General features: G+C 33.1%; 20 protein-coding genes. 17 read left to right on the top strand and 3 right to left on the bottom strand.

From position 1 onward, the window contains the following. The first annotated feature begins 56 nt into the window (after positions 1–56). A complete protein-coding gene (locus tag C2I06_RS12945; RefSeq protein ID WP_095330456.1) occupies positions 57–1,094 on the top strand; it encodes an AI-2E family transporter in 1,038 nt (345 codons plus the stop codon). Between the two features lie 46 nt (positions 1,095–1,140). On the opposite strand, the gene C2I06_RS12940 is transcribed toward C2I06_RS12945, so the two are convergent. Continuing rightward, positions 1,141–1,980, bottom strand: a complete 840-nt coding sequence (locus tag C2I06_RS12940) for an undecaprenyl-diphosphate phosphatase (RefSeq protein WP_095330457.1) — start codon at positions 1,978–1,980, stop codon at positions 1,141–1,143. A gap of 268 nt (positions 1,981–2,248) precedes the next feature. Between C2I06_RS12940 and C2I06_RS12935 the strand changes: the two genes are divergently transcribed. Together C2I06_RS12935 and C2I06_RS12930 are read left to right on the top strand one after the other, a co-directional pair. Further along, complete coding sequence (locus tag C2I06_RS12935; RefSeq protein ID WP_123258163.1) at positions 2,249–3,214, top strand: PfkB family carbohydrate kinase; 966 nt, start codon at positions 2,249–2,251, stop codon at positions 3,212–3,214. 303 nt (positions 3,215–3,517) lie between these two features. After that, positions 3,518–4,063: a hypothetical protein gene (locus C2I06_RS12930; RefSeq protein ID WP_095330459.1), complete on the top strand. Its 546-nt coding sequence runs from the start codon at positions 3,518–3,520 to the stop codon at positions 4,061–4,063. Positions 4,064–4,392: 329 nt separating this feature from the next. On the opposite strand, the gene rpoN is transcribed toward C2I06_RS12930, so the two are convergent. Continuing rightward, positions 4,393–5,715 carry an RNA polymerase factor sigma-54 gene (gene rpoN / locus C2I06_RS12920; protein WP_095330461.1) on the bottom strand — a complete coding sequence of 441 codons (1,323 nt, stop codon included), beginning with the start codon at positions 5,713–5,715 and terminating at the stop codon, positions 4,393–4,395. 811 nt (positions 5,716–6,526) lie between these two features. Between rpoN and C2I06_RS12910 the strand changes: the two genes are divergently transcribed. The 11 genes from C2I06_RS12910 (at position 6,527) to C2I06_RS12860 (ending at position 21,659) form a co-directional block, all read left to right on the top strand. Next, a complete protein-coding gene (locus C2I06_RS12910) occupies positions 6,527–7,699 on the top strand; it encodes a trans-sulfuration enzyme family protein (protein ID WP_095330463.1) in 1,173 nt (390 codons plus the stop codon). 39 nt (positions 7,700–7,738) lie between these two features. After that, entirely contained in the window at positions 7,739–9,214 is a 1,476-nt protein-coding gene (locus C2I06_RS12905) for a sigma-54 interaction domain-containing protein (RefSeq protein WP_235850284.1), read from the top strand. 81 nt (positions 9,215–9,295) lie between these two features. Then, positions 9,296–10,237 (top strand): trigger factor, encoded by a 942-nt coding sequence (locus tag C2I06_RS12900; RefSeq protein ID WP_095330464.1) that lies wholly within the window; start codon positions 9,296–9,298, stop codon positions 10,235–10,237. A 22-nt stretch (positions 10,238–10,259) separates the two neighbouring features. Further along, positions 10,260–10,574 carry a thioredoxin family protein gene (locus C2I06_RS12895; protein ID WP_123258160.1) on the top strand — a complete coding sequence of 105 codons (315 nt, stop codon included), beginning with the start codon at positions 10,260–10,262 and terminating at the stop codon, positions 10,572–10,574. Positions 10,575–11,359: 785 nt separating this feature from the next. Continuing rightward, positions 11,360–13,132, top strand: a complete 1,773-nt coding sequence (locus C2I06_RS12890) for an ABC transporter ATP-binding protein (RefSeq protein WP_123258159.1) — start codon at positions 11,360–11,362, stop codon at positions 13,130–13,132. 4 nt (positions 13,133–13,136) lie between these two features. Beyond that, the gene (locus C2I06_RS12885) at positions 13,137–14,858 is read left to right on the top strand and encodes an ABC transporter ATP-binding protein (protein WP_164463688.1); all 1,722 of its coding nucleotides are present in this window, start codon (positions 13,137–13,139) and stop codon (positions 14,856–14,858) included. A 159-nt stretch (positions 14,859–15,017) separates the two neighbouring features. Continuing rightward, positions 15,018–17,915 carry an insulinase family protein gene (locus C2I06_RS12880; RefSeq protein ID WP_123258158.1) on the top strand — a complete coding sequence of 966 codons (2,898 nt, stop codon included), beginning with the start codon at positions 15,018–15,020 and terminating at the stop codon, positions 17,913–17,915. Between the two features lie 286 nt (positions 17,916–18,201). After that, positions 18,202–18,738: a hypothetical protein gene (locus C2I06_RS12875; protein ID WP_123258157.1), complete on the top strand. Its 537-nt coding sequence runs from the start codon at positions 18,202–18,204 to the stop codon at positions 18,736–18,738. Between the two features lie 619 nt (positions 18,739–19,357). Next, the gene (locus tag C2I06_RS12870) at positions 19,358–20,179 is read left to right on the top strand and encodes an amino acid ABC transporter substrate-binding protein (RefSeq protein WP_123258156.1); all 822 of its coding nucleotides are present in this window, start codon (positions 19,358–19,360) and stop codon (positions 20,177–20,179) included. Further along, complete coding sequence (locus tag C2I06_RS12865; protein WP_095330472.1) at positions 20,166–20,867, top strand: amino acid ABC transporter permease; 702 nt, start codon at positions 20,166–20,168, stop codon at positions 20,865–20,867. The genes C2I06_RS12870 and C2I06_RS12865 overlap by 14 nt, the downstream gene beginning before the upstream one ends. 57 nt (positions 20,868–20,924) lie before the next feature. Further along, the gene (locus C2I06_RS12860; protein ID WP_123258155.1) at positions 20,925–21,659 is read left to right on the top strand and encodes an amino acid ABC transporter ATP-binding protein; all 735 of its coding nucleotides are present in this window, start codon (positions 20,925–20,927) and stop codon (positions 21,657–21,659) included. A gap of 149 nt (positions 21,660–21,808) precedes the next feature. On the opposite strand, the gene C2I06_RS25035 is transcribed toward C2I06_RS12860, so the two are convergent. Next, a complete protein-coding gene (locus tag C2I06_RS25035) occupies positions 21,809–22,000 on the bottom strand; it encodes a hypothetical protein (protein WP_123260638.1) in 192 nt (63 codons plus the stop codon). Between the two features lie 442 nt (positions 22,001–22,442). Between C2I06_RS25035 and C2I06_RS12855 the strand changes: the two genes are divergently transcribed. The 3 genes from C2I06_RS12855 (at position 22,443) to C2I06_RS12845 (ending at position 25,681) form a co-directional block, all read left to right on the top strand. Next, on the top strand, positions 22,443–23,729 hold the full coding sequence (locus C2I06_RS12855) for a methyl-accepting chemotaxis protein (protein WP_095330474.1): 1,287 nt from the start codon (positions 22,443–22,445) through the stop codon (positions 23,727–23,729). Positions 23,730–24,077: 348 nt separating this feature from the next. Then, positions 24,078–25,223 carry a rod shape-determining protein RodA gene (gene rodA, locus C2I06_RS12850; RefSeq protein ID WP_095330475.1) on the top strand — a complete coding sequence of 382 codons (1,146 nt, stop codon included), beginning with the start codon at positions 24,078–24,080 and terminating at the stop codon, positions 25,221–25,223. Between the two features lie 209 nt (positions 25,224–25,432). Next, positions 25,433–25,681 carry a DUF2573 family protein gene (locus tag C2I06_RS12845; protein ID WP_095330476.1) on the top strand — a complete coding sequence of 83 codons (249 nt, stop codon included), beginning with the start codon at positions 25,433–25,435 and terminating at the stop codon, positions 25,679–25,681. Positions 25,682–25,699: the final 18 nt, after the last annotated feature.

Here is a 25,699-nt window from a genome sequence, read left to right as displayed (position 1 = left end):
TAAAGAAAGGAAATTTTATTGTAGTTAGGTATTTTAAATCGTCAGGAGTCTTATGCATGGAGATGTTGCTTCATTTTTTTCAAAAAAAAGCAGTAAAAAGATTTTTAATTTTGTTTTTAATTGGTTTGATCCTTTACTTTGTACGTAGTATGGTAAATCTCATTTTATTTACTTTTATATTTTCTTACTTAATGGATCGACTTGTTCAGTTTTTTACAAGCAAATTTGCGATAAAACGAACGATTGCAGTTATTTTGCTATATTTTACTGTGTTATTTTTGCTCATATATGGGATTTCCACCTATTTACCTGTTGTCATCCAGCAAATCTCGATTTTGGTTATCCAAATCACAGACTTTTATATGCAGCCACATGACAATGCAGTCTTGAATTTTATAGTTAATACAATAAATAATCTTAGTGTAACGACCTATTTACATCAGGGCTTTACCTTTATATTTAAGTATTTTACAAATATATGGGGAAATCTGCTTCAAGTGTTTATGGCGATAGTATTAAGCCTATTCTTTTTGTTGGAAAAAGAAAGATTACGGGTGTTTGCTACTCGTTTTCATACAAGTAAAATAGCATCCATTTATTTTGAATGTAAATATTTCTGTAAGAAATTTGTGGCAACCTTTGGAAAAGTAATAGAAGCACAATTTATAATCGCTCTTATTAATTGTGTGTTAACGACCACTGCTTTGTATTTCTTAGGCTTTCCTCAATTATTTGGATTAGGTATTATGATTTTCTTACTAGGTCTAATACCAGTTGCCGGGGTTATTATTTCCTCTATCCCATTATGTATTATCGGTTACACGGTCGGAGGAATATCACATGTCATTTCAATTGTTATCTTAATTGTGGTAATTCATGCGCTTGAAGCATATATATTAAATCCTAAATTAATGTCTTCTAAGACCGATTTACCAGTTTTTTTCACATTTATTGTTTTAATATTTTCCGAACACTTCTTTGGAGTATGGGGATTAATTGTAGGAATTCCGATTTTTATATTCTTGTTAGATATATTAGAAGTGAAGAGTGAAAAACAACGAAAAGAATCCATAAAGAAAAATAGGTGGACATAAACAAAAAGTCATCTCAGAGGAGATGACTTTTTGTTTATAAATATTATTAAATAAACACAACAATGATAATGATAGCAAGCACAATACGATAAATCGCAAATGGTGTTAATTTAATTCGATCGATTAGCTTTAAGAAGAATCGTATAGAAATTAATGCGAAAATAAACGCACTGATAAATCCAACGATAAAGAATGGGAGAGCAGCAGATGTGATGTATTCCCAATTTTTTAGTAAAGAGATAAAGCTTGCACCAGCCATAATCGGTACTGCCATGATAAAGGTAAAGTCAGCTGCTACCCGGTGGCTTAGCCCCATCAGTACACCGCCAGATATCGTTGATCCAGATCTTGAAAAGCCTGGCCATAGGGCGATACATTGAAATAAACCAATAAAAAATGCTTGCTTATTTGTAATTTGATCCAACGAAGTCGTGGTTGGTTTCTTCTTCTTTTGCGTAAAGTCTGCGATAATCATTAGGATTGCACCCACAATTAAAGCATATATAACCGTTTTAAAATTAAATAGATGTTCATCTATGTAATCATTAAAAAGAAGTCCTAAAACAGCAGCTGGAATTAACCCAATAATAACTTGTATTAAGCTTAATTTATGTCCGACTACTTTTTCACCATTAATTGTTTTTTTCAAACCAAGAATATTTAAGAAACGATCTTTAAAGATGATTACTACTGCCAAAATCGATCCTAATTGAATAACAACTTTAAAGGTATTAGCTACTTCAGGTGAAAAAATTTCCCCTGACTTTAACCATAAATCATCGACTAGTATCATATGTCCAGTTGATGATACAGGTGCAAATTCCGTCAAACCTTCTACTATGCCCAAAATAAAGGCAACTATTAAATCCCATAAATTATCCAACATTTTTTCACTCCTATTTTATCCATTCATTCCCAAATTATATTCTTACTCGAAAACATACGCCTATCTATCATATCAAAATTTTAGCAAAAGCTGAATGATATATTGAATATAAAATTAGACTTAGTTGTAAATTCCATTTTTTTGATGGAAAAATACATAAAGTATAACGTAGAAAGAAATACAGAAGTTTCATTAATTAATATTAGCGAAAGAAATAAAAGAAGATATACTAGAAAGGTAGAAAAAGATAGAGAGGAAGAATCACGAAATGGAACGAAAAGGAATCCTGTCTCTTGGCGATGCGTTTATCGATTATGTTTCACAATCGAGTGATAATAATTGTTTTGAAAGAAGTTTAGGGGGAGCTTCTGTGAATGTTGCAGTACATATCAGTAGATTTGCTATTCCTAGTTTTTATCTTACGAAACTAGGAAGTGGAGAAGATAGCCAATTTGTCGAAAAGGAAATGTTAAAAGAAAAAATAAATCTTAAAGACAGCGTTCGTACACCAACCAAGCAAATATCGAAAGTATATGTTCATTTAGATGCATCTGGAGAGAGAGAGTTTCATAAATATGAAAATGAAACGCCGAATGAAGTGGTATTAGAATCAGATCTTAAGGAATCATCTTTTGAAAATAAATCGATCTTTTATTTTGGTTCTGGGACACTCTTTCATCCAAGTGCAAGAGTAGCAACAAAGAAGGCGATTGAAATCGCAAAGAAAAAAGGATTAATCATTGCTTTTGATGCAAATATTCGGATTAAAAGATGGAATAATGAAGAGGAATGTAGACAAGTGATCATGGAATTTTTGTCTTTTGTAGATATCCTAAAAATGTCAAAAGAAGAACTTCTCTTTTTATTAGAGATTCAATCGGTAGAGAAAGGCTTAGCAAATTTGGAGAAGTTCCAAATACCTTTCAAGTTAATTACTTTGGGTGAGAAAGGGGCAATTGGACAATTATACGAGGAAAAAGTCCAAATGGCTGGAAAGGTGATAAAGGCAATAGATACGAATGGTTCAGGCGATGCGTTTATGGCAACGATTCTTGCTTGTATTTATGAAAAGGGATTTCCAGCTTGTAAAAAAGAGATGGAGTCTTATATAGATCAAGCCAATAGGTTGGGGGCAATAGTAGCAACAAAGGTTGGTTCCTTGCCGATTCTTCCAGATTACCAAATGATTATGGGAAGAGCTGAATCACCATTACTCAATGAGAACGAAGTATAGGGAAATTGTGGTTACACAGATACTGTGCTAGAGTTGAAAACTGGCAAAGAAAGCATGATTTTTTAAATAAGGCACACTTACTTATAGAGAATTATTATCTTTCTAAGTAAGTATGCTTTTTATGTAACTTTTTTAAGTCTAAAGACGTAGATAAAAATAATACAAGAGTTTGTTTCCAGTCGGCGGTTAACTCTATATGATATCAAAGAGGAGTCTTAAAGATTATAACTTTTGCTTAAAAGTGTTTACAAAGGAAGCAGCTATTTCGATAAGAAAATTATAATGTGAAGGAGGGGTGTTTGTGTGACTGAAAGAAATGTATATATTATTTTAACGGATACAGGCACTTTATTTACACGTTGTATTAAATTTTTTACAAGAAAGCCCCATAATCATGCATCTATTTCTTTTGATCCGCAATTAAATGAAGTTTATAGTTTTGGAAGAAGAAAGCCAAGCAATCCATTTATCGGGGGATTTGTGAAGGAAAATGTGCAGCATAGTTTTTTTCGAAACAGTAGGTGTATTATTTATTCCATTTCTGTGACGCAAACACAATATGAAAAAATGAAGAATAAAATTGAGCAGATGGAGAAAGAACAAAGCAATTATCGATACAATTTACTTGGGCTTTTATTTATTTTACTAAAAATCCCATATAATCGTAAAAATGCTTATTTTTGTTCGCAATTTGTTGCATCGATTTTGCATGACAGTGGTGTTCTATTTTTTAATAAGCCTCCATGTTTAATGACCCCTTATGATTTATTAGATGAATACAAAATGCAAAAAGTCTATGAAGGGAAATTACATCAATACCCACTCGTTTTTCAAATAGCAGTAGCTTAAGCCATTATTATTTATTATCATTTTCTAATGTAAGTGAATGTTTAATGGGACCGGATAGTTGTAAGAGTGCTGATAAGAGGCAGCACTCTTTTTTTGCACTTATTTCTAAGATACAACACTTTGGTAAAACGACTTTAAGCAGAAAAAATATGAAAGAAAACTCAATCCTAGTTGTGAAGTCTCAATCAATAAAGGATTTATTAGCAAGGAGCTGTATGTTGGCAAAAAAGTGATGAATCCTCACTAAAAAGGCTCTTTCTTTAGATTCACTTCTTATATTTATATAAAGGAGCTCAAAAGAATGCAGTCTTTTAAGCAAAAGAAAAAAACTAATATCTTTTTCGTTTAGATGAACTTGGAATTCCCATTTCAACGCGATACTTTGTAACAGTACGACGAGCGAGGAGGATCCCTTCGTTCTCTAGTAATCTAACTATTTGCTGATCTGAAAAAGGTTTTTGTTTATTTTCTTCTCTAATGAGTTTTTCCATTTTTTTCTTAATGTCAAAGGATGATTCTGATTCGCTGTTTAAACCATCAATGCCTGTTGTAAATAAGTTTTTTAATAAATATAGTCCGTGGTTAGTTTTAATAAATTTATTACTTGTCACTCTACTGATTGTTGATTCATGAAAACCAGTTTTCTCTGCGATATCTTTCAATTTCATAGGCCTCAAGCGACCTAACCCAAATTGAAAGAACTCATTTTGTATTTCGATAATGGCATTGCTGACTTGGAAAAGGGTTTGTTTTCTATGGGTAAGACTGTTAAGCAAGAGCATAGCATCTTGATATTTCTTCTTTAGATACTCACTGGACTCATGATTATTTAAACTATTTTTATAATACTCGTTGATTGATACAGTAGGTAAGAATGTATCGTTGATTTTAATAATTAATTTGCCATTAACATTTTCAATAATTATGTCAGGTATAACATATTGTGTGAGATTTTTACATTCAAAAAATTGTCTACACGGTTTTGGGTCAAGAGTAGCTATGTAATCTGCGGCGTTTTGAATTTCATTTACGCTGACATGTAGTATCTTGGCCAACTTAGGATAGCGTTTGGCAGCTAAATCTTCTAAGTGATTTTCTACAATAGAATAAGCTAGTGATTGGTTTTGTTTATTTGCTCTCATTTGAATTAATAAGCAGTCCATCAGATTTCTTGCCCCCACACCAATAGGTTCAAGTGTTTGTAAAAGGTTAATTATCCTATTTACTTCATTTTCGCTTACAGATAAATAATAAGAGGCATCAGCTGAATTGATTTCTAAGTAGCCATCTGTATTCAAATTTCCAATAAGAAATTTGAATATTTTTATTTGAAGAGGGGATAAATTTTTTAATAACATAATTTGTTCGATTAAATATTCCTCTAATGAGATTCTTGTATCTGAATAAAAATCAAAAGGATCATATTCTGTATCTTTGTTGTAAGAATAATTGGAAGGGGTGTGATGACAGTTGAATATATTTTCAATTGAACTTTCTGATATTTCTAAGATGGGATTCTCAATAGTCTTCAATTGAATAAAATCAACTAACTCCTGTGATGAGTACTGCAATATGTCAATTGCTTGTTTAAGTTCAGGTGTTAATTTAAGTTTCAATGTTTGAGATTGGGATAAATCAAATCCTATTTGCATAGTTTTCACCTATTCAAAAAAATTTTTATCACTTATCTGTAACTGTTAAAAAATATTGAATAATCTGACTTTTGTTTTCAAAAAAATGCTCTTGAAAAGAGAAATTGCTTTTAAATTTTGAATTTCTTATAAATAAATATCACCGTAATCGGATTGGAAATTTTATAATTTAATTTTCTAGTATATTGGTTAATCGGCCTATTCGGTATAAATATTTCTATCAATATAACTGAAATAATTAAAATTTTCAAGAGTAATATTATTTTGTTTTATTATTTTAATATTCTATTTAAGTACAATAGCAGTTACATTATTTTTAATGAATCCATGGCTTAATGTGTTTTAAATGCAAGTGTTGAATTTTCTTCTTATTGTTAATAGGGAGAGAACAAAACATTTTATATGATTGTTTAGTTTTTTCTTCCGTTTCATCTTTTCCTAAAATCTTTTGAGTGCCCCTGTTCATTGGCCAACTTTGCTTTGTTGGTGTCTTTTTCGCATATGAAACAACAGAAAAAGCATGAGGATATCCAAAATAAATGTGCACCAACTACAAAGACAAATTTACTTTCTTCTTTATAGTTCCTCTCAAAAATAATCGATGCAGCATTTTCGTTGTTATCTGATCCAAAAGAAATTTGTCTTAGTTGATATCATTTTTCTCATGGTTGACATAAGTGCTTTTCAAGCATGAGAAAGAGTAATAAAACTGCCAATGAAATATCTAGTTCTACTGGGAATTTAAAAAAATAAAAATTTAAAAATATTGGCACGGATATTGCAAGGATAATTAATGAAAGGAGATTAATATATGAATTGGAAAGATTGCACAACCTTAATTCACGGTCAGCCAGATCATAAGAAAACAGGTCCTATTGTAACGAAGATTATTCCTGCTGTTGGGTATTCCTTTCCTGATACAGAAACTGCAATAGCAACTGTTTCAGGTGAAATTAAAGGAACCTATTACGGAAGATATGGAAATCCAACAACAAATAATCTCCAAAAAAAAATTGCCTCTTTGGAAAGGGGGGAGGCGGCTCTTGGGGTTAGTAGTGGGATGGCGGCGATATCAAGCACCTTATTAGCATTTCTTCAATGTGGGGACCATGTAATTTGCACGAAAGATGTTTATGGAGGAAGTTATAAGTTTCTAAGAACTTTGGCTCCAAGATTTGGTATAGAAACAGATTTTGTTGACTGTACTAATTTACGAGAAGTCGAGCAGGCAATAAAGATTAACACAAAAGTTTTATTTATCGAAACACCATCAAACCCTTGTCTCACAATCTTAAATATTCGTGAATTAGCTGATCTCGCACACTCATATAATATTAAAGTCATTATTGATAATACTTTTATGACTCCCTATTTACAACAGCCTTTGAAAATGGGAGCAGATTTGGTTGTTCATAGTGCTACTAAGTATTTGAATGGCCATGGAGATGTAATTGCAGGTTTTATAATTGGAGATTTAGAGTCCATCCAATTTATTCATCAAAATATAGTTGGAGATTTAGGTCAAGTATTGAATTCCTGGGACTCCTTTCTTATTGATAGAGGTTTGAAAACACTAGGCGTAAGAATGAAGCAGCATTGCCAAAGTGCAATGATGATTGCAAAATTCCTGGAAACTCATCCTTCTATTGAAAAAGTATATTATCCTGGATTAACTTCACATCCACAACATGCACTTGCTAAAGCGCAAATGAAAGATATGGGGGGAATGTTATCGTTTGAAGTGAAAGGGGGATATTGTGCGGCAAAGAAATTTATTGATTCTTTGCAATTGGCACTAATTTCTTTTAGTTTAGGTGATCCTGAAACACTTGTTCAACATCCAGCCTCTATGACTCATGCTTCTATGCCGCAGATGGAGAAATTAAAATGTAATATTACTGACGGCTTAATTCGATTATCTACTGGTTTAGAGGAGACAGAAGATATAATTTCTGATTTACACCAAGCACTATCACAGATATAGTATTTTACAAGTAGTTAAATACTAAAGGGGTGTGAAAAGGTGAAATTAGAAAGACTTTCGCATTTAATAAATATTGTAAAGAACGTTGAGTATGAAGTCAGACACGAAATGGGATTTGACGAAATGGTACAGAAATTCTCTGAATCTCTGAAATTTGATGTAGTGGTGCATGATGAAAATGGCGAAATAATAAGCGGAACAGGGCGCTATCAAAATAGTTTTGGTGATGGAAGAAATAATGTAGTAGTTCAAAGAGTTTTGAATAATCTAGAGCCTTATGTTATTTATGATTCAAAGATTAGTGAACTTGGCTGTAAAAATTGCAAATATAATAATGAATGTGTTGGATATGGAGCGATTGCCTATCCCATAAAAGATCAAGATAGTGTGATAGGAGTTATTAGCATTATAGGTTTTTCAAATGAACACAAAGAAAAAATAAGATTGAATCTTGAAAATTACATGTGCGAATTAATCGATTTCAGCAAGGAACTGGCAACAAAATTAAATATGCTACAAGCACCTTATCATAATAGACTAATAAATAGTGATGAAGTTAACTTTAGAAGTATTATTGGTAATGAAACAGGCCTAAAGAATCTAATTCAAAAAGCTAAGAAAGTAAGTAACAGCCTTTCCACTGTATTAATCAGAGGAGAGAGCGGTACTGGAAAGGAATTAATAGCACGTGCCATTCATAATGAAAGCTATAGGAAGAATCATCAATTTATAGCAATAAATTGTGCTGCAATTCCAGAAACCTTGCTTGAAAGTGAATTGTTTGGTTATGAAGGAGGCTCCTTTACAGGTTCGAAAAAAGAAGGAAAAAAGGGAAAGTTTGAACTGGCGGACAAGGGGACAATATTCTTAGATGAAATAGGGGATATGCCAATTTCTTTACAGCCAAAGTTATTACGTGTCTTACAAGAAAGAAAAATTGAACGTATTGGTGGAAAGTCCTCAATACCAATAGATGTAAGAGTCATTGCAGCAACACATCGAAATTTGGAAGGCATGCTACAAGAAGGAAGATTCAGAGAAGATTTGTATTACCGTTTGAATGTTATTCCATTATATACGATGCCACTCCGTGAGAGACAATCAGACATTACTCTATTTTGTAAATATTTTATTCGGAAACATTGTCAGCTTTTAAACAAGGAACAAATGAAGCTCGATCCTAATTTAGAGAAATGGTTCCTTCAATATGAATGGCCAGGGAATATAAGACAATTGGAAAATGCCATAGAATATATGGTCAATATGGCCGAATCGGATATCATTGGTTTTCATGATTTACCAGATTATCTTCAAGAAACAGCTGGTATGCAAAATGTGCGATTAAGTTTGGAACAAATGATTGCTCAATATGAGAAAAAGATACTACAAAGTTATTTTGTTTTAGAAGATTATAAGAAAGATAAAGGGAAAGTGGCAGAGGAATTACAAATTTCCCTTGCGACATTATACAGAAAACTAGATAAATATGATTTTTGTTTTGATGATTCGAAATAAAGTGAATTTATCATTTTACGATAGTTTCATTCTTACTAATAGATTGAAACCTTCGAAAAACTTATAAGGATGTGTTGATTTTTGTTTAGATCAAAAATAATTAAAGTTGAAGATTTCAGAACAATTGAAATATTTGATTTACCTACACAAGCACTTGAGGTAAAGAACAAAATTATCCAATCTTTATCTAAAGTAGTTAATAAGTATTCAGAATATGAAGAAGTAGCTGATTATGTAAAAAAAGGAGATCTAGTTACGTTAAATTTGGCAAGTGCTACTGAAAAATTCAATAAGAAAAGTCTCCCAGTGGTAGTAGGGTCCAATTTATTTAATAGCTCGTTTGAAGAGCAAATTGTCAATATGATTCCTAATCAGATGGAGTTAATTAAATTAAACGGAGATATTATTGAAACAATAGTAACGAAGATTGAAAGAAAAAAAATACCAGAGTTAACAGATGAATTAATCAGAGAAGAGAATATTGACGGCGTTTTAACTGTAGAAGATTACAAAGATTATTTATTTGACACAATCGTAAGTCAGCAGGTGTCTGAAGTAGCTGAAAAAGTTATCGATAGGGTAATGGAAATTTCAGAGTTCGAAATTAGCAAAGAGGACATCAATCGACTATTTGAAGGCGATGTTTCTAAGATGACTTTTCTTAGTCAAGAAGAAGGGAAAGTTTTAGAGGAAATGACGGAGATGGAAATTGGGCAAAGAATTGGCGAGCCCTCATTGGCAGCATTTGAGGTAGAATATAAAAATAATAGATACCCAAATTACCTTAAAAGAGCGCTAATAGGGTTGTCGATTGCACAAGATGATAATGTAACTTTCAATGAATCTACCTATGAATCATCATTTGAAAGCAGCGAATATTATAAAAACTATTCTTTAAGTGAATCAAAGAAGTTATTCCCATATTTCAACTATTTAACCTATTCCTATTCAGCTTATGCACATGAAAAGATAGCTGGCTTTTTTAAAGAAGCTTTTGAACAAAATAAATTATTAGTAAAATAAAAGTGAAAATGGAGGGACGATTATGGCAATCAGAAAAGGAAATAATAACAATTTTGATCAATTAACTAGTGAGGGATTTGCGTTAGTTGATTTTTATTCAGATACATGTAATCCATGTAAGATTTTAGCAGTGATTTTAGAGGAAGTGGATAAAGATTTACCTTTTATTAATACTGTTAAAGTTAATATTACTGATGAAAAAGAAATGAGTGAGAAATTTGGCATTATGGCAGTACCTACTATCGTCTTCATGAAAGATGGGGAAGAGGTAGAACGTCATATAGGAGTATTGAGAGAGGAAGAAATAAAAGAAAAAATCTCAAAATACTACTACTAAAGTTGTATTGTTTAGTTGTTAATAGATATAGGAGTACGAGTTATTTTAGCAGTTCATGTGGTCGCTGCGCTTGTAAATATTCGAAAATCCCAACTTGAATAAGTTTTTAATCAATTATTCGAGTTATTTATACAGTGATATACTGCACCCAAAATGTTAGAGAAGAAAGTCTAACTTTTTGGGTGTTTTATTTTAAGAATAAGCAATAAAACCACCGCTTAATTCGGAATATGTATTCATTATTAAAGCTTCTAATTTCAGTATTTCTCATAATTGATAATCACTTCTTTCATGGTTGAGAAAGTGACAGCTGAATTTTTTATAGCTTTACAAAATTTACTTAAAAAACACATAGGTAATATTAAATACATATAATCATCAAGGTGTAATATTGAGAATTTTTTGTTTATTATAAAATTTGGCACAATTATTGCATTGATATATTAATAAAGAGGTAGTAATTTACAAGGAGGAGGAAGTATCTAAAGGAATCGACGAATAGCTTTGCAGTAGCTATTACCTTCGTCATGAAGTAATGTTGGAAAAGTTATAACGGGTTTAGGAGTAGAAGGCGGTAAATTAAAACAGAGTAAAAATATTATTAGAGAATCTCTTTTGAAGTGCAGGATGTCTTTTTAATCAATAATCACTGGAAAAATTAGAAGAAAATGGAGTTATTTCTTTGATCTTTGGCCACTCCTTACAGCAAGGAATGAAACTGTAAAAAAATAATTTTTAATTCATCTTCTAAAATGCTTTTTTGGTAAAGTTGGGGGGATAATCGAGTGTCAGTACCTTTAAAGACGAATAAAAAGATGGCTATAGTTACTGAGAAAAAGCCGGGGAATTTAGATAAAGGAATTTGGAAAAGGTTTATAAAGCTAATCTGGAAATCACACCTTCCGTATGTATGGATACTTGCCTATATCCTTATCATGATGTTTGCAGTAAAAATTGGCATTATGGTGCCCTCATATACTGCAGAATTATTTAACGGCAATGTTAGTGTTACCCTTGTTACGTCGTTAGTGTCCGCAACGATTCTTTCAAGCTTGATTGGGCAGCTGTCTAGTATAGCACAAGGAATTGCTGAGGCCAAAATTGATATGAATCTAAGAAAAATGCTTTGGAAAAAAATGTTGTGCCTTCCAGTCGAGTTTTTTGATAAAAGTAAACCAAGAGAGATGGTAAGCCGTATTACAACTGATACAGGAATAATAAGCAGTTTAGTTATGCAGACGTTGATTGGAGAAATTACAACACTTTATCTCACCTATGAAACGGCAAAACAGCTTGCCAATTATGACATTAAATTGATGTATTCGATATTAGTAGTTATACCAATTCTAATTATAATTAGCATCGTTTTTGGAAGATTACAATTTAAAACAAAAAGAAAAGAGCAGTATAGAGTATCCAGACTAACCCAAGTGCTAGCTGAATTAGTGTCAAATGTACCGCTGATTAAATCTTTTGCTAAAGAAAACAAAGAAAATGAGCGGGGAAAAGCTGCAATTGATCAATTATATAAGGCGAGTATATCCAATGGGATGATTGGCATACTTTTTACTCCAGCACTTTCCCTTGTCACATTGGGACAGACAGTGTTGATTGTAGTAATTGGGATAACCCTTTTGAATAATGGTGAGATTACTACGACAATGTGGACAGCGTATTTTCTCTATGTGGGAAATTTAACGACTATTATTAATTCGAAAGCAGGAATTTGGACGCAGATTAAAACAGCACAAGGAGCCACAGATAGAATCAGCAGACTTTTAGAGCAAGCAGAAGAAGAATATTATACAGGAAAAGATGATGATCTGCTTCAGGGAGATATTATGCTTCATAATGTTTCCTTCAATTTTGGAGAACAGCAAGTCTTAAAAGATATTTCATGCAATTTTAAAGCAGGAAATATAACGGCATTAGTTGGTTTAAGCGGTTGTGGAAAAACAACCATTTTAAATCTTATAGATAGGTTTTATGCTCCTTTAGAGGGTGAGATAACACTAGGAAACCAAAATATTAATAGCTTTTCTCTCAAACATTATCGTCAATCCATTGCATATGTTTCCCAAGATAGTGGGATCATGTCCGGTACGATAAGAGAAAACCTTCTTTATGGAATCAAACGTGAAATAAGGGAGGAGGAAATTATTCAAGCCGCAAAACTCGGAAATGCCTATGAATTTATTGAAAAGTTAGAGAGTGGCTTGGATACTGAGGTAGGAACTATGGGGAATAATCTTTCGGGAGGGCAAAAACAACGGCTTGCAATTGCGAGAGCTATTTTGAAAGACCCGAAATATCTTTTGCTGGATGAAGCAACTGCAAATTTGGATGCTAATACAGCAGACCAGGTTTTAACTGGACTGAAAAATTTAATGAAGGGGAGAACTGTCATCATGGTCACTCATGATTCAAAGTCCTTGCAAGTTGCTGATGAAATAATAGTTTTAGAAAGTGGAAGAGTTTCTGCTTTCGGTACGCATGAAGAATTGATAGAAGCAAATGCCTATTATCGCGCAATGATGGAGAAGCATGGAGAGGAGTGAGATGATGAGTAGTTCTAAAACAACGTTAAAAATGAAGTGGAAACCATTTTTGAAGATATTTGCAAAAATAAAAATACCATGGATTTTATATATTTTATCATTTTTATCGGGATTATCCCTAACATGGATAGCTTTAAAACTAGCTCCAATTCAAACTAAAATACAAATAGGCAAATTTTTTGAAGATAATGCAATTTATGTTTTTGTCGGACTGACAATTGCCACTATTTTGGCGAGAATGGTTCAAAGTGGAGCAGAACTTTTTGGAAATGAAAAAGTAAATCGTAGTTTAAGATTTGTTCTTTTAAACAAAATTCTAAAAACAACGATGAAGGTGGTTAACGAGAAAAAGCAGGGCGGCTTGGTTTCAAGAATAACGAACGATGCAGCTACTGCAAGTGATGCAACAAGTATCGTAACTCGTATTTTTGCTTCTCTATATAGTTTTCTCGGAGCTTTAGTCGGTATGTATTCATTAAATCCAACCCTTACATTTACGTATGCATTAATGATTCCTTTGGTATTTTTCATATTTTGGCTTATCGGTCGTCTTCAATTTAATATCCAATATAAGATCTTTCATACCTATGGTGTAATGACAGATTACTTTTCAGAACATCTTATTAATATGAAGCATATAAAAGCTCAAGCTACAGAGGATGAGGAGCTGAATGATGGAATTGAAGCAATAAAAACGAGGTATAGGGCAGATCTATATAAAACCTTTATGGGGGGAATTCAAGCAGTAGTTGGGAACCTAATAACTACATTCTCTATGATTATTATTTTTGCAGTAGGAGCCTATTATGTTAGGAATGGGACGTTTAAAACGAGTGATTTAGTTACTTTTAACAATCTATCAATGATTATGCTGCCAGGCTTATATGAACTATTGTCGCAATTTCAGACAATTAAGGGAGCACAAGGCGCCACTGCAAACATTGCAAATCTCATGGAAGCAGAGGAAGAACAGGTCAAGAGAAAAATCGCAATTGGACCAAGCGAAGAAGATATTATTTTTAAAAATGTGGCCTTCGGCTATAATGAGCACCAAATCTTACATGATGTAAGCTTTACTGTTCCAAAAGGAAAGGTAACTGCCATTTTAGGTGGGAATGGTGCTGGAAAATCAACCATATTCAATCTCATTACCAGATATTATGAACCGACAGCAGGATCAATTATGTTCGGCTCGCAGGACGTAAAAGATATCCATCTAGATGAATGGAGAAGGACAATGGTGTATGTTTCACAAAGTAGTCCTATTCTATCTGGTACTATTAGGGACAATATCCTTTATGGAGCTAGAAGAGAAGTATCCGAGAAGGAACTGATCAGAGCTGCAACACTTGCAAATGCCTATGAATTTATTCAAAGCTGTCCAAGTGGTTTTGATACAGATGTTGGGGAAGCAGGAAGCAGGCTGTCGGGTGGTCAAAAGCAGAGGATTGCTATTGCAAGAGCTCTCATTCTCAACCCTGATTATTTACTTTTAGACGAGGCAACTAGCAATTTAGATACAAAATCTGAACGATACATCAATGAAGCGCTAGCTAATTTAATGGATGGGAAGACGATTATTAAGATAGCACATAACTTACAATCCGTTCAAGGTGCAGATAACATTGTCATTATTGATAACGGCCATGTTGTAGCAGAGGGAACACATAATGATTTGTGTGAGAAAAATGCCTATTATAAAGGCTTTGTTGATTTGCATAAGTGAAGTGGATAGTTTGATAGATAAAGAATTTTAGAAAAAAAAAGACTTAATAAGAACTATGGATTATTGCAGGTGGAATAACTTTATTATTTAAGAACAAGTGAATTCTAGATACAAGTGGACGTATGGAAATTAGACTTTATAACAACTGGAGGGCTAACATTGGAGGAATATAACGGTTTTCGTATAGAACAGAAAGAATATATACAAGAAATTAACGGAAATGTCTATATAATGACGCATGTAGGAACTGGCGCAAAGGTAATATGGGTAAATAATGATGATGAGCATCAGGGATTTTCGATTGGTTTCCGTACACCAGCAATGGATGATACAGGTGTTTTTCATATTTTGGAGCATTGTGTACTTAGTGGTTCGAAGAAATATCCAGTTAAAGAACCTATAGTTGAATTGATGAAAGGATCGATGAAAACATATTTAAATGCTTCTACTTATCCTGATAAAACACTGTTTTCTCTTGCAAGTGTAAATAAGAAAGATTTTTCGAATATGATGGATGTATTTTTAGATGCGGTTTTTTTTCCGAAGTTACATGAACAAAAGGAAATTTTCCTTCAAGAGGGATGGCATTTAGCTTATAGTGAGGAAACGAATGAGCTTATATACAAAGGAATTGTTTATAACGAAATGAAAGGTACCTTATCTTCACCACAGCAACGTTTTATACACTCCTTATTTAAAGCTTTATATCCTTCTTTTCCTCATGCCAATTTTTCTGGCGGAGATCCGAAGGAGATTACAAACTTAACTTATGAAAAGCTTTTGGAAGCTCATCGAGATTATTATCATCCTTCCAATAGTCTTCTTTATCTTTATGGGGCTATGGACATTGAAGAGAGACTACAGCAGCTGAATGAAGTGCTTGGTCAATTTGAAAGGAAAGAGAATAAGCCTTTAGCACTTGATAAGATCTTCGAAGGAGAACGGAAAGAATTTACTAGCGAGTATCCGATTTCTGAAAAGGAGATAGAAGAAGAAAATACCTTCTTAGCTTTTGCGTGTAAGGTGGAGGAAAAAGCTGATGAAAATTTGGGTATCACTCTAAATGTTTTAAATAAAATTTTGCTGGAAGGAAATTCAGCAATTTTAAGAAAAAAATTACTGGAAGAAAAACTAGGAAAGGATGCCTTTGGTTTAGTTGATTCTTCCCTTAAATATCCGCTTTTTGCTATTTGCTGCAGTAATGGGGATGCCGAAAACAAAGACATGTTTATCAAGATTGTCCAGGATACTTTGCGAGAATTAGTGGAGAAGGGGATAGATAAAAAGTTAATCGAAGCTGCTATACTATCAACTGAATTTGAGTTAAGAGAAGCAGACTATGGTACCTTTCCAGAAGGGTTATTTCATGGCATTAACGCCGCATCCAATTGGGCTGCAGGTAAACCACTTATTAAAGCCTTCCAATATGAAGATAGTTTGGAAACAGTAAAATCTGCATTGAGCGAGCCATATTTTGAAAGGTTTATTGAAAATTACTTATTAAATGGGAAGCAATCTGCTATCGTAGTATGCAAGCCGTCAAAGCAACTTTCTAATATAGAATATTTACAGGAACAAGTAAAATTGAAGAGGATTAAAGATGGTATGAAAGAAGCAGATTTACAAGCCTTAATTCAAGAGAATGCTGAACTGAATAAATTTCAATCTATATCTGATAGTGATGAAGCAAAAGAGACATTGCCTACTCTGCTGTTGTCAGACATTGACCCAAAACCAGCTGATCTGCCTTTGCAGGAAATAGAATGCAACGGTTCTAAGGTTTTATTCCATGATATTTATACAAAAAAAGTAGTTTACTATAATCTCTATTTCGATGCAATAAATGGAAAAGATGATATTTCCTACTATAGATTATTTACTGAATTGTTAGGAAAATTAGGAACTTCAGAATATACTAGTGAGGCGCTGGCAAGCGAAATTGCAATGAAAATTGGGATAGTCTCATTCGAAAACTATTTGTACTCTAGCAGCGTTGATACCTGCCTTCATAAAGTAGCGGTTAAAGTCAGAACAATGGAAAAAAATATGGAAAAATCTCTGAAACTTGTTCATCATATTCTAACTGAAACCGAATTTGATAATAAGAAAAAAGTGAAAGAGCTTATCGGCAATCTAGTGAGCAATATGAAAATACAATTAAATAGTAATGGTAATATGTTTGCGGCTATTCGAGTTAATAGTAGTTTAACGGCATTAGGTTATATCAATGAACACTTAAGAGGAATTTCTTTCTATCAATTTCTCGTAAAATTGGAAAAGGATTTTGAACAAAGGTATGACTCATTTATTCAAAAAATGAAGGGAATTGCTAATAACCTATTTTGTCGAAAAAATTTAGTTGTTGGATTAACCGGTGATTTGGATGCGATGAAAGTGTTTTCTAATGCCTTTTTAAACTTCGATTTACCAGATGGGAACAAAGTAGAGACTTTTGAATTTCAGATAAATAATGATATCAGCAAGGAAGCATTTACGAATAGTAATTCCATCTTATATGTAGTACAGGGCGGTAATCTAAAAAAAATGGGTTATGAATTTTCCGGGCAGATGCTGGTGCTAGCAAAAATACTGAATTTAACCTATTTATGGAGAAATTTGCGAGTTTTAGGTGGTGCATATGGTGGAGGGATAAACATCTATATGAATGGTAATATATTTTTTTATTCTTATCGCGACCCCAATTTGCTTGAGACAGTAGATATTTATAATACAACAAGTGATTTTATAATGGATTTAGATTTACCAAGATCAGAATTGCAGAGGTATATTATCGGCACAATAGCAGATCTAGATAACCCGATGAATGCAAGGATAAAGGGAGAACAGGCAGAAACAAATTATTTTATAAATAATACTTATGAACAACGACTAAAAGTAAGACAGGAGGTTATAAATACTACAATTGATGATTTAAGATCTTTAAGTGAAATGTTTAAAGCTCTTCTGGGAAAACAATCATTATGTGTAGTTGGGAATGAAAGAAAGATCGCAGAAAATAATCAATTATTTGATTATTCATATCCTTTGTTTTCCTAATCCCATTGAAGATAATCAAAGTAGAATGAACAAAGAGAATGATAGTAAAAGTCCTTCAAGCAGTCGAAACGCTAAAATTTTTTTTAGCTAATGCAATGGAGCACCGCTTTTCGAGGAAAACATTACTTCTATCTTAATCAGAGAGGCTATTTTGAGAAAAAATAAAGAATATTCATTCTTTCTATATCATGCAGCTACAGTCAGTCGTAAAGAAGTTTAGTGATATTAATAACGAGTTTATAAAGTAACAAACAAATTTACAAGTTAAGAGATATGGAGGCAGATTATGAAGAGGAAAAAGAAATTTAACCTAACGTTTCTAGTATTTTGTTTAATTCTAGTACTTGCAGCCTGCAGTTCACAAAATAAAGCGGGAAGTAATACTACTGATAAAGCACCTGTTGCAAAAGATAAATCGACGGAGGAGGTTACTAAAGATAACGTTAGTGATCCAGCGTCTATAGATTCGGAGTCTAACGGGAAGGATGCACAAACGAAGCCACTTGCAGATATGACGCTTGACGATTTAACGGAATATTTCAAAAAAGTAAATTTAATCAAAGAAAACAGCGAAACTTCTAAATTATGTTGTATTGGTTCAGATACAATTAATTATAAAGATGTAAGCGTTGAGGTATATTGGTATGATTTAAAGAACATGAATGAAACACTTCAAAAGGAATATGAAGGTGCGAAAAAAGATGGCTACGTTACACTAGGAAATAGTCAAGTTTTAGTGCAAGTACATGGACCATTTGCAGTAAATGCCAGTGCTTCTACAAAGGCTGAAGAATTTGTAAATGCAGTTAAGGAGCTTAAATAGCATAATAAAGTAACAGAGCAATCATTTTCTGTTTAATCCCCCCAGCTAGATATATTGGGGGGCTATTGTTATCTCCGTTTAGCGCATTATTATTGCTGATTGAAGCTTGAATTAATTTTGAATCATTTTAATAGGTATTCCTTTAACACAACCTCGACAATTCCTCACACTGAAATCACATAAAAAAACTCCAAGTGAAATAATTCCGACTTCGAATTTCACTTTGATTCCTAATCTTATCAGTAGTTTGAGAATGTACTACTGTAGTTATTGATCCGTCTTGCTATGTTTAATTTCTCTCTCTAAAAATTACGATCAACTTCATACAATTACTCATATTTTAGGAAGCATTTCACTATAATATCCTTTTAAATGCTTTACTAACTAGAAACTATTAAATGCTTAATGAATAAAAAAATGTAATTTAAAAACAAAGTTGACTGGAGGGATAAGAAAGAGGTTTCCCTGTTTTTTTTGGTATCAAATGGATATAATCCACATGGTTAATGTCAGAACTTTTGGTGAAAATAAAAAGGAGAATCAATGCTTTGACAAATGGTAATCCCCTATACTATGATAGCTATTGCTGACAAGTCTTATCGGAATAAGGAGGAATAATATGAGAAAATTTAGTATATTGTTAAGTTTATTAGTAAGTCTTACCATTGTATTAGCTGCTTGTGGTAGCAATTCAGATAAGGGATCAAAAGATTCTGCAGATAAAAAAGCTGATAACAACACTGATTTATTGGCACAAATTAAAGATAAGGGCACATTAATAGTTGGTACGGAAGGTACATACCCTCCCTTTACTTTTCATGATAATTCTGGGAAGTTAACTGGATTTGATGTGGAAATTTCACAAGAAGTGGCAAAACGTTTAGGCGTGAAAGCAGAATTTAAGGAAACACAATGGGATGCTATGTTTGCAGGCCTTGATGCAAAGCGTTTTGATATGATTGCGAACCAAGTAGGGATTAATGATGAAAGAAAAGCAAAGTATGCATTTTCTGATCCTTATATTTCTTCTGCTGCTGTTCTTATCACAAGAGAAGATTCAGATGTGAAAAGTTTTAAAGATATGAAGGGATTAAAGTCAGCACAATCATTAACAAGTAATTATGCGGAAATCGCCAAAACGAATGGCGCAGAGCTAGTTGGAGTGGATGGGTTTAATCAAGCGATTGAACTTCTTAATGCCAAACGAGTAGATGTTACCGTTAATGATAAATTATCTTTCTTAGATTTTAAAAAGCAAAAACCTGATGTAAAAGTTAAAATTGTCGATACTGCTGATGATGTAGCGCATAGTGGTTTAATGTTTAGACAAGGAAATGATACGTTAGTTGAAGCGGTAAATAAAGCACTTAAAGAAATGATTGATGATGGTACGTATAAATCAATATCTGAGAAATGGTTCGGAGAAGATGTACTTAAATAGCATTTTTACTGACCCAGAAGCATTCCAACGATATTATGATATAGCAGTTAGTTCCCTTCTCCCTTTGGTGAAGGGGGCTATTTTATATACGATACCACTATCCATTATATCCTTTATTATTGGGATAATTTTAGCTGTATTAACCGCTTTAGCTAGATTATCCAGTATAAAAATTTTTAAAGTGATTGCTGGAATCTATGTTTCCATCATTCGCGGAACACCATTACTCGTACAGCTTTTCATTATTTTTTATGGGTTGCCCAATGTTGGTATTACGCTCGAACCTTTTGTAGCAGCTATTATAGGTTTTTCATTAAGTGTTGGAGCGTATGGATCGGAAATTGTGAGAGGATCCATTTTGAGTATCCCTAATGGGCAATGGGAAGCTGGCTATTCCATTGGGATGAGCTATGTTCAAAATTTAAAAAGAATTATTTTGCCACAGGCTGCACGTGTTTCGATTCCACCATTATCTAATACATTTATCAGTTTAATTAAAGATTCGTCTCTAGCAGCCTTAATTCTAGTAACAGAAATGTTTCGAAAGGCACAGGAAATCGCAAGTACGAATTATGAGTTCTTATTGCTATATTCAGAGGTAGCCCTATTGTATTGGCTTATTTGTTTCCCTCTTTCTATTATCCAGCAAGGACTGGAAAATCGATTCGGCCGTCACTTGAGTAAATAAAAAAGCTTCTATTAGGCAGGAAGACTAAAATAATCGATAGAAGAAGGAGCGAGCATCATGATTTCAATTAAAGGGTTGTCCAAGCACTTTGGCGATTTACAAGTATTAAAGGACATAAATTTAGAAGTGGAAAAAGGGAAAGTCATTGTTGTTATTGGTCCTTCAGGATCAGGAAAAACGACGATGCTTCGATGTTTAAACATATTAGAAATACCAACTAGTGGTCATATTACAATAGAGAATAAGCAATTGGATTTCTCGACGAAAGTAACGAAAAAGGCTATAACAGATTTTCGGAAATTAACAGGTATGGTTTTTCAAAGCTACAATCTTTTTCCCCATAAAACTGCCATTGAGAATGTGATGGAAGGTCCCATCACGGTGAAAAAGCAATCAAAAGAAAAGACAAGAATGAAAGCGGCAGATATACTAAATAAAGTAGGACTGGGGGATAAAATCGACTTTTACCCATTTCAACTGTCAGGCGGGCAGCAGCAGCGAGTTGGCATTGCCAGAGCGCTTGCGATGGAACCAGAAGTAATGTTATTCGATGAACCAACATCTGCGTTGGATCCAGAGCTTGTTGGAGAAGTTTTAAAAGTAATAAAACAACTTGCAAATGAAGGCATGACGATGATTATCGTTACACATGAAATGAAATTTGCGAAAGAAGTTGCGGACGAAGTGATTTTCATGGATGGTGGCTATATTGTAGAGAAAGGTAGCCCTCATGAAATCTTTTCTGAGCCACAAGAAGCAAGGACGCGACAATTTCTTCAATTAATTCAATAAAAAAAAGAGCTGATCAGGAATATCTCAAAAGCGAGAATTAATCTGAAACAGCTCTAAACAAAAGGGGGAATTACACTTTGTAGTATCATTGTGGACCCCTTTTTCTTTTTTTATACATAAAAGAGTAAATTATTTTTAAAAAAATAAAGTCAATGTTCATCATGGATTTTCTTATGGATGACCTCTTCTTCTAATAAACTAATGAAGGCTACTAACACCCCTGAAATCAAGGAGGCAATAGTAAAAACGGATAAACCAGTCAGTATATAAAAAAGAGTCGTCGCAAAGACAGTCAACAAACAACAATGGATGATGGAGTTTACATATAAGGTGTTTTTCATTTAGAACCTTCTTTCCGCTAATCTTTATAATGTAGTATATGTCCGAATGATGAAATATACTACCGCTAAAAACGCAAAAGGATGATTGCCCTTTTTTATCGATAAAGGGGATAAGCCCTCACTGATTTTATAAAAAAGCATATCTAATAAGTATAAAGAATAGCTTGTATCACCTTCTTAGAAGCTGAATGCACAGCATATTCTTTATACCGTAACCCCATAACCTCCTCTCACTTTGGGTATAGCCGTACGTTTGGCTATACTCCTTTTTTTTTAGAAAAGGATAAAAATTGCTTAAATACACTATTTTTTGTAAAATGGGTATAAACAACTATTTTTTGTTTGTGATATCTATGTATATAGATCTTATTACATAATTTATAGGGTTTTACGCGATATAAGAACAGGTATATATAACTATTAAATTAGAAGGGGAACTCATATGAAGAAACGAAGTATTTTTCGCAGTTTACGTACAAAAATGATTGTCATTATCTTTTTTGCTACATTATTTAGCACCATGATATCCTTTAAGCTTAATGAGATGATTCTGGAAGCCGGCGTCTTCCCACAAGAATTCAGTATTTTTGTTAATACTGTCATTAATTTAATTTTTGTAACAGTGATTGTTGCATTATTTACACGAAGAATCATAATTTCTCCTCTTAAGAAATTATTGTATTCAATAAAGAAAATTACAGAAGGCGAATTAGAGATTGAAATTCATAAAACTTCTAATGATGAAATTGGCCAACTAACAGATGCGTTTATTTTGATGAAAGAGTTTATTCGCAACTTAGTACAAAAAGTGAATGAAACATCTGAACACATAAATGCTTCTGCCGAAAAGCTGACTGCTAATACAGTAGAAACAAACCATGTATCAGAGCAGATTTCAGCTGCCATTCAAAGTGTTGCTGCTGGTTCTGAAGAGCAGACAAAAGGAATGGATTTCATTGTTGATTCGGTTGCTGTTGTGAATAATGAAATTAAAGATATTGCGAAGAATACAGAAGATATGGTGAAAAGCACCCATAATACTGTATTGAAAGCTAAAGAAGGACAAGCAGTTGTTGATAATACTGTAACGCAAATGAGTTTAATTCAAAATTCAGTGCAAGAATCGAATGACTCTATTGTATTATTGCAAGAGCGTTCCCAGGAGATTGGTCAATTCTTAAATGTTATAACAGAAATTGCTGATCAGACAAATTTATTGGCATTAAATGCAGCCATCGAAGCTGCTAGGGCTGGTGAAGCAGGAAAAGGCTTTGCAGTAGTAGCAGAAGAAGTAAGGAAATTGGCAGAACAGTCCAATCAGTCCGCTAAGCAAATCGCAGTTCTAGTGAGTGAAATTCAAAAAGATACTCTATCTTCTGTTAAAACAATGAAACGAGTGACAGAGGAAGTAAAAGACGGCATTAATATTACCAACGATACTAAAGAAAAGTTTACGATAATTTCGGAATCAATGTTATCCATGAGTCAGCAAATGGAAAGTATTTTAGAGGCTGCACATAATATTTCTACGAATATAGTTGAGGTTGCAGGTTCGGTGGATCAAGTTAGTGGCATTGCTAAGGAAAACAGTCAAAATTCAATGAACGTGTCAGAAGCCTCTCAGGAACAATTGGCGGCAATGGAAGAAATTACTTCTTCTACTAAATCATTAGCTAAAATCGCAGACGATTTAGTGGAGTTGACGAAAACGATACATGTAGAAGCTTAAATAAGAGAGTGGTCAAAGTAGTAGTTAACATCCCAGAATATTTTTCTAGGAGTGGAGCTATTTTGATCATTCTCTTTTTTTGGGGGAAAATAAAAAGAGTAAGTTATATGACATTTTAAACAGTTTTTTATTAATTTGGTTAAAGTTAGAAATCAAAATAAATAATTTTATAAAAATGATTGTCGAAAGTTGTTATTTCATGCAAATACAAATATAATGGAGAATTGTAAATGTGTGTGTGTGACCCTATTCATTTGGGGGTAAATATAAAATGGTAAAAAATGATTATTTATGAATTGAAGAATGATAACCTGTTAAAAGTTTTACTGAACAAGGAGCAATGACAAAATGTCCCCAAAAAATTCATCGAAAATAGATTATACACTTGTTCTAATATTAATGCTTCTATGTTTAACTAGCCTTATTGCTATATATGGAGCAAACTCATCCTATGTGTTAAAGCAAGTTATGTATTATGTAGTTGGTATAGGTATTATTATTGGAGTAATTCGTTTAGATTCGGATCAGTTGAAGAAACTGACCTGGTATCTGTATGCTTTTGGTCTTTTCTTATTGGTATTGCTTATATTAGCACCGCCCAGTATTGCCCGAGAAATTAATGGTGCAAAAAGTTGGTTCACTTTACCTGGTTTTTCTCTGCAGCCTTCTGAGTTTGTAAAGGTATTTTTAGTACTGGCACTATCGAGAATCATTGTAGATCATCAGGAAAAGTATATAGTAAAGACGATACAAAGTGACTTTTTTCTCTTATTTAAAATTGGAGCTGTAACAGCATTTCCGCTTCTTCTTGTCATGAAGCAGCCTGATTTGGGAACCTCCTTAGTTTTTCTTGCTATTATGCTGGGGATGATTTTTATATCTGGTATTTCGTGGAAGATCTTGACGCCGATTTTTTCTAGTTTTGCTGTGATTGCAACAGCTGTCCTATACCTTGTTATTTGGCATCCAGATTGGATCACCATGTATTTTGGAGTGAAGGAGTATCAGATGGGAAGAATTTATTCCTGGTTAGATCCCTATACATACCAAAGTACAACGGGTTACCACTTAACCCAGTCTTTGCTTGCAATTGGTTCGGGCCAGACAACAGGAAAGGGTGTTGGCACAAGTGAAGTAGTGCTTCCAGAAAATCACACTGATTTTATTTTTAGTGTAGTCGGCGAGGAATTTGGCTTCATTGGAGCAAGTATTATCATTAGTTTATTTTTCTTGCTTATTTATCACATAACAAAAGTGGCCTTAGAAACAAAAAATACTTTTTATACATGTATGAGTGTAGGGATTATTAGTATGCTTTGTTTCCATGTTTTCCAAAATATTGGGATGACGGTAGGGATTCTTCCTATTACCGGGATACCACTTCCTTTTATAAGCTATGGAGGTAGTTCTTTGATGGGAAATATGCTTTCGATGGGATTGATTTTTTCCATTCGATATCATTATAAAAAATATATGTTTTCTAGTGATGAATAACGGTTTTTATGTAACGACAAAAAGAGGCTGACAGGGAAGCAGCCTCTTTTTGTGTATTCTTTCTCGATTCTTTAAATGAGGGGGAAAGAAAAGGAAAGAATATTAATTATGGGAAGTTAATGATATTGATAATCATTATCATTAGGTGTACTCTTATAATAAAACAATTCCATCAGGTTGTCAATGAAAATAGAAGGGAGAGAAGAAAATTGGACGAGAAATTTCAAGAGGAATTTGACTCCTTGTTGAGTAATTATACGGAATTACTTCTTGGAGAAGAAAATGAGGAATTAAAGGAAAAAGTGCAAGTATGGATGCTCTATACTTATATGTCCAAAAATATGCCAGGCTTAGTAAAGCATTGGAATGCTAAATTCCCTGATGGGAAACAAACAATTGTTCAAATTGTATCAGAAATTAAAAAAATGAATGAGATAAGAAAACAAAATCAAAAATAAAACATATGCTATAAAGAA

Source organism: Niallia circulans (genome assembly GCF_003726095.1).
GTDB classification, from domain to species: domain Bacteria; phylum Bacillota; class Bacilli; order Bacillales; family Cytobacillaceae; genus Niallia; species Niallia circulans_A.
Note: the sequence above shows the minus strand (reverse complement) of the source record. Positions and strands in the feature narration are given on the sequence as shown.

What these genes read in the sequence shown, in the direction of transcription:
- rpoN (WP_095330461.1), bottom strand. Translation starts at nt 5,715, where the DNA reads ATGCAAATAGGATTTGATTTATCCCAATCTCAAACATTGAAACTTAAA.
- C2I06_RS12935 (WP_123258163.1), top strand. Translation starts at nt 2,249, where the DNA reads ATGGAACGAAAAGGAATCCTGTCTCTTGGCGATGCGTTTATCGATTAT.
- C2I06_RS12875 (WP_123258157.1), top strand. Translation starts at nt 18,202, where the DNA reads ATGAAGAGGAAAAAGAAATTTAACCTAACGTTTCTAGTATTTTGTTTA.
- C2I06_RS12860 (WP_123258155.1), top strand. Translation starts at nt 20,925, where the DNA reads ATGATTTCAATTAAAGGGTTGTCCAAGCACTTTGGCGATTTACAAGTA.
- C2I06_RS12895 (WP_123258160.1), top strand. Translation starts at nt 10,260, where the DNA reads ATGGCAATCAGAAAAGGAAATAATAACAATTTTGATCAATTAACTAGT.
- C2I06_RS12945 (WP_095330456.1), top strand. Translation starts at nt 57, where the DNA reads ATGGAGATGTTGCTTCATTTTTTTCAAAAAAAAGCAGTAAAAAGATTT.
- C2I06_RS12910 (WP_095330463.1), top strand. Translation starts at nt 6,527, where the DNA reads ATGAATTGGAAAGATTGCACAACCTTAATTCACGGTCAGCCAGATCAT.
- C2I06_RS12855 (WP_095330474.1), top strand. Translation starts at nt 22,443, where the DNA reads ATGAAGAAACGAAGTATTTTTCGCAGTTTACGTACAAAAATGATTGTC.
- C2I06_RS12870 (WP_123258156.1), top strand. Translation starts at nt 19,358, where the DNA reads ATGAGAAAATTTAGTATATTGTTAAGTTTATTAGTAAGTCTTACCATT.
- C2I06_RS12885 (WP_164463688.1), top strand. Translation starts at nt 13,137, where the DNA reads ATGAGTAGTTCTAAAACAACGTTAAAAATGAAGTGGAAACCATTTTTG.
- C2I06_RS25035 (WP_123260638.1), bottom strand. Translation starts at nt 22,000, where the DNA reads ATGAAAAACACCTTATATGTAAACTCCATCATCCATTGTTGTTTGTTG.
- rodA (WP_095330475.1), top strand. Translation starts at nt 24,078, where the DNA reads ATGTCCCCAAAAAATTCATCGAAAATAGATTATACACTTGTTCTAATA.
- C2I06_RS12865 (WP_095330472.1), top strand. Translation starts at nt 20,166, where the DNA reads ATGTACTTAAATAGCATTTTTACTGACCCAGAAGCATTCCAACGATAT.
- C2I06_RS12940 (WP_095330457.1), bottom strand. Translation starts at nt 1,980, where the DNA reads ATGTTGGATAATTTATGGGATTTAATAGTTGCCTTTATTTTGGGCATA.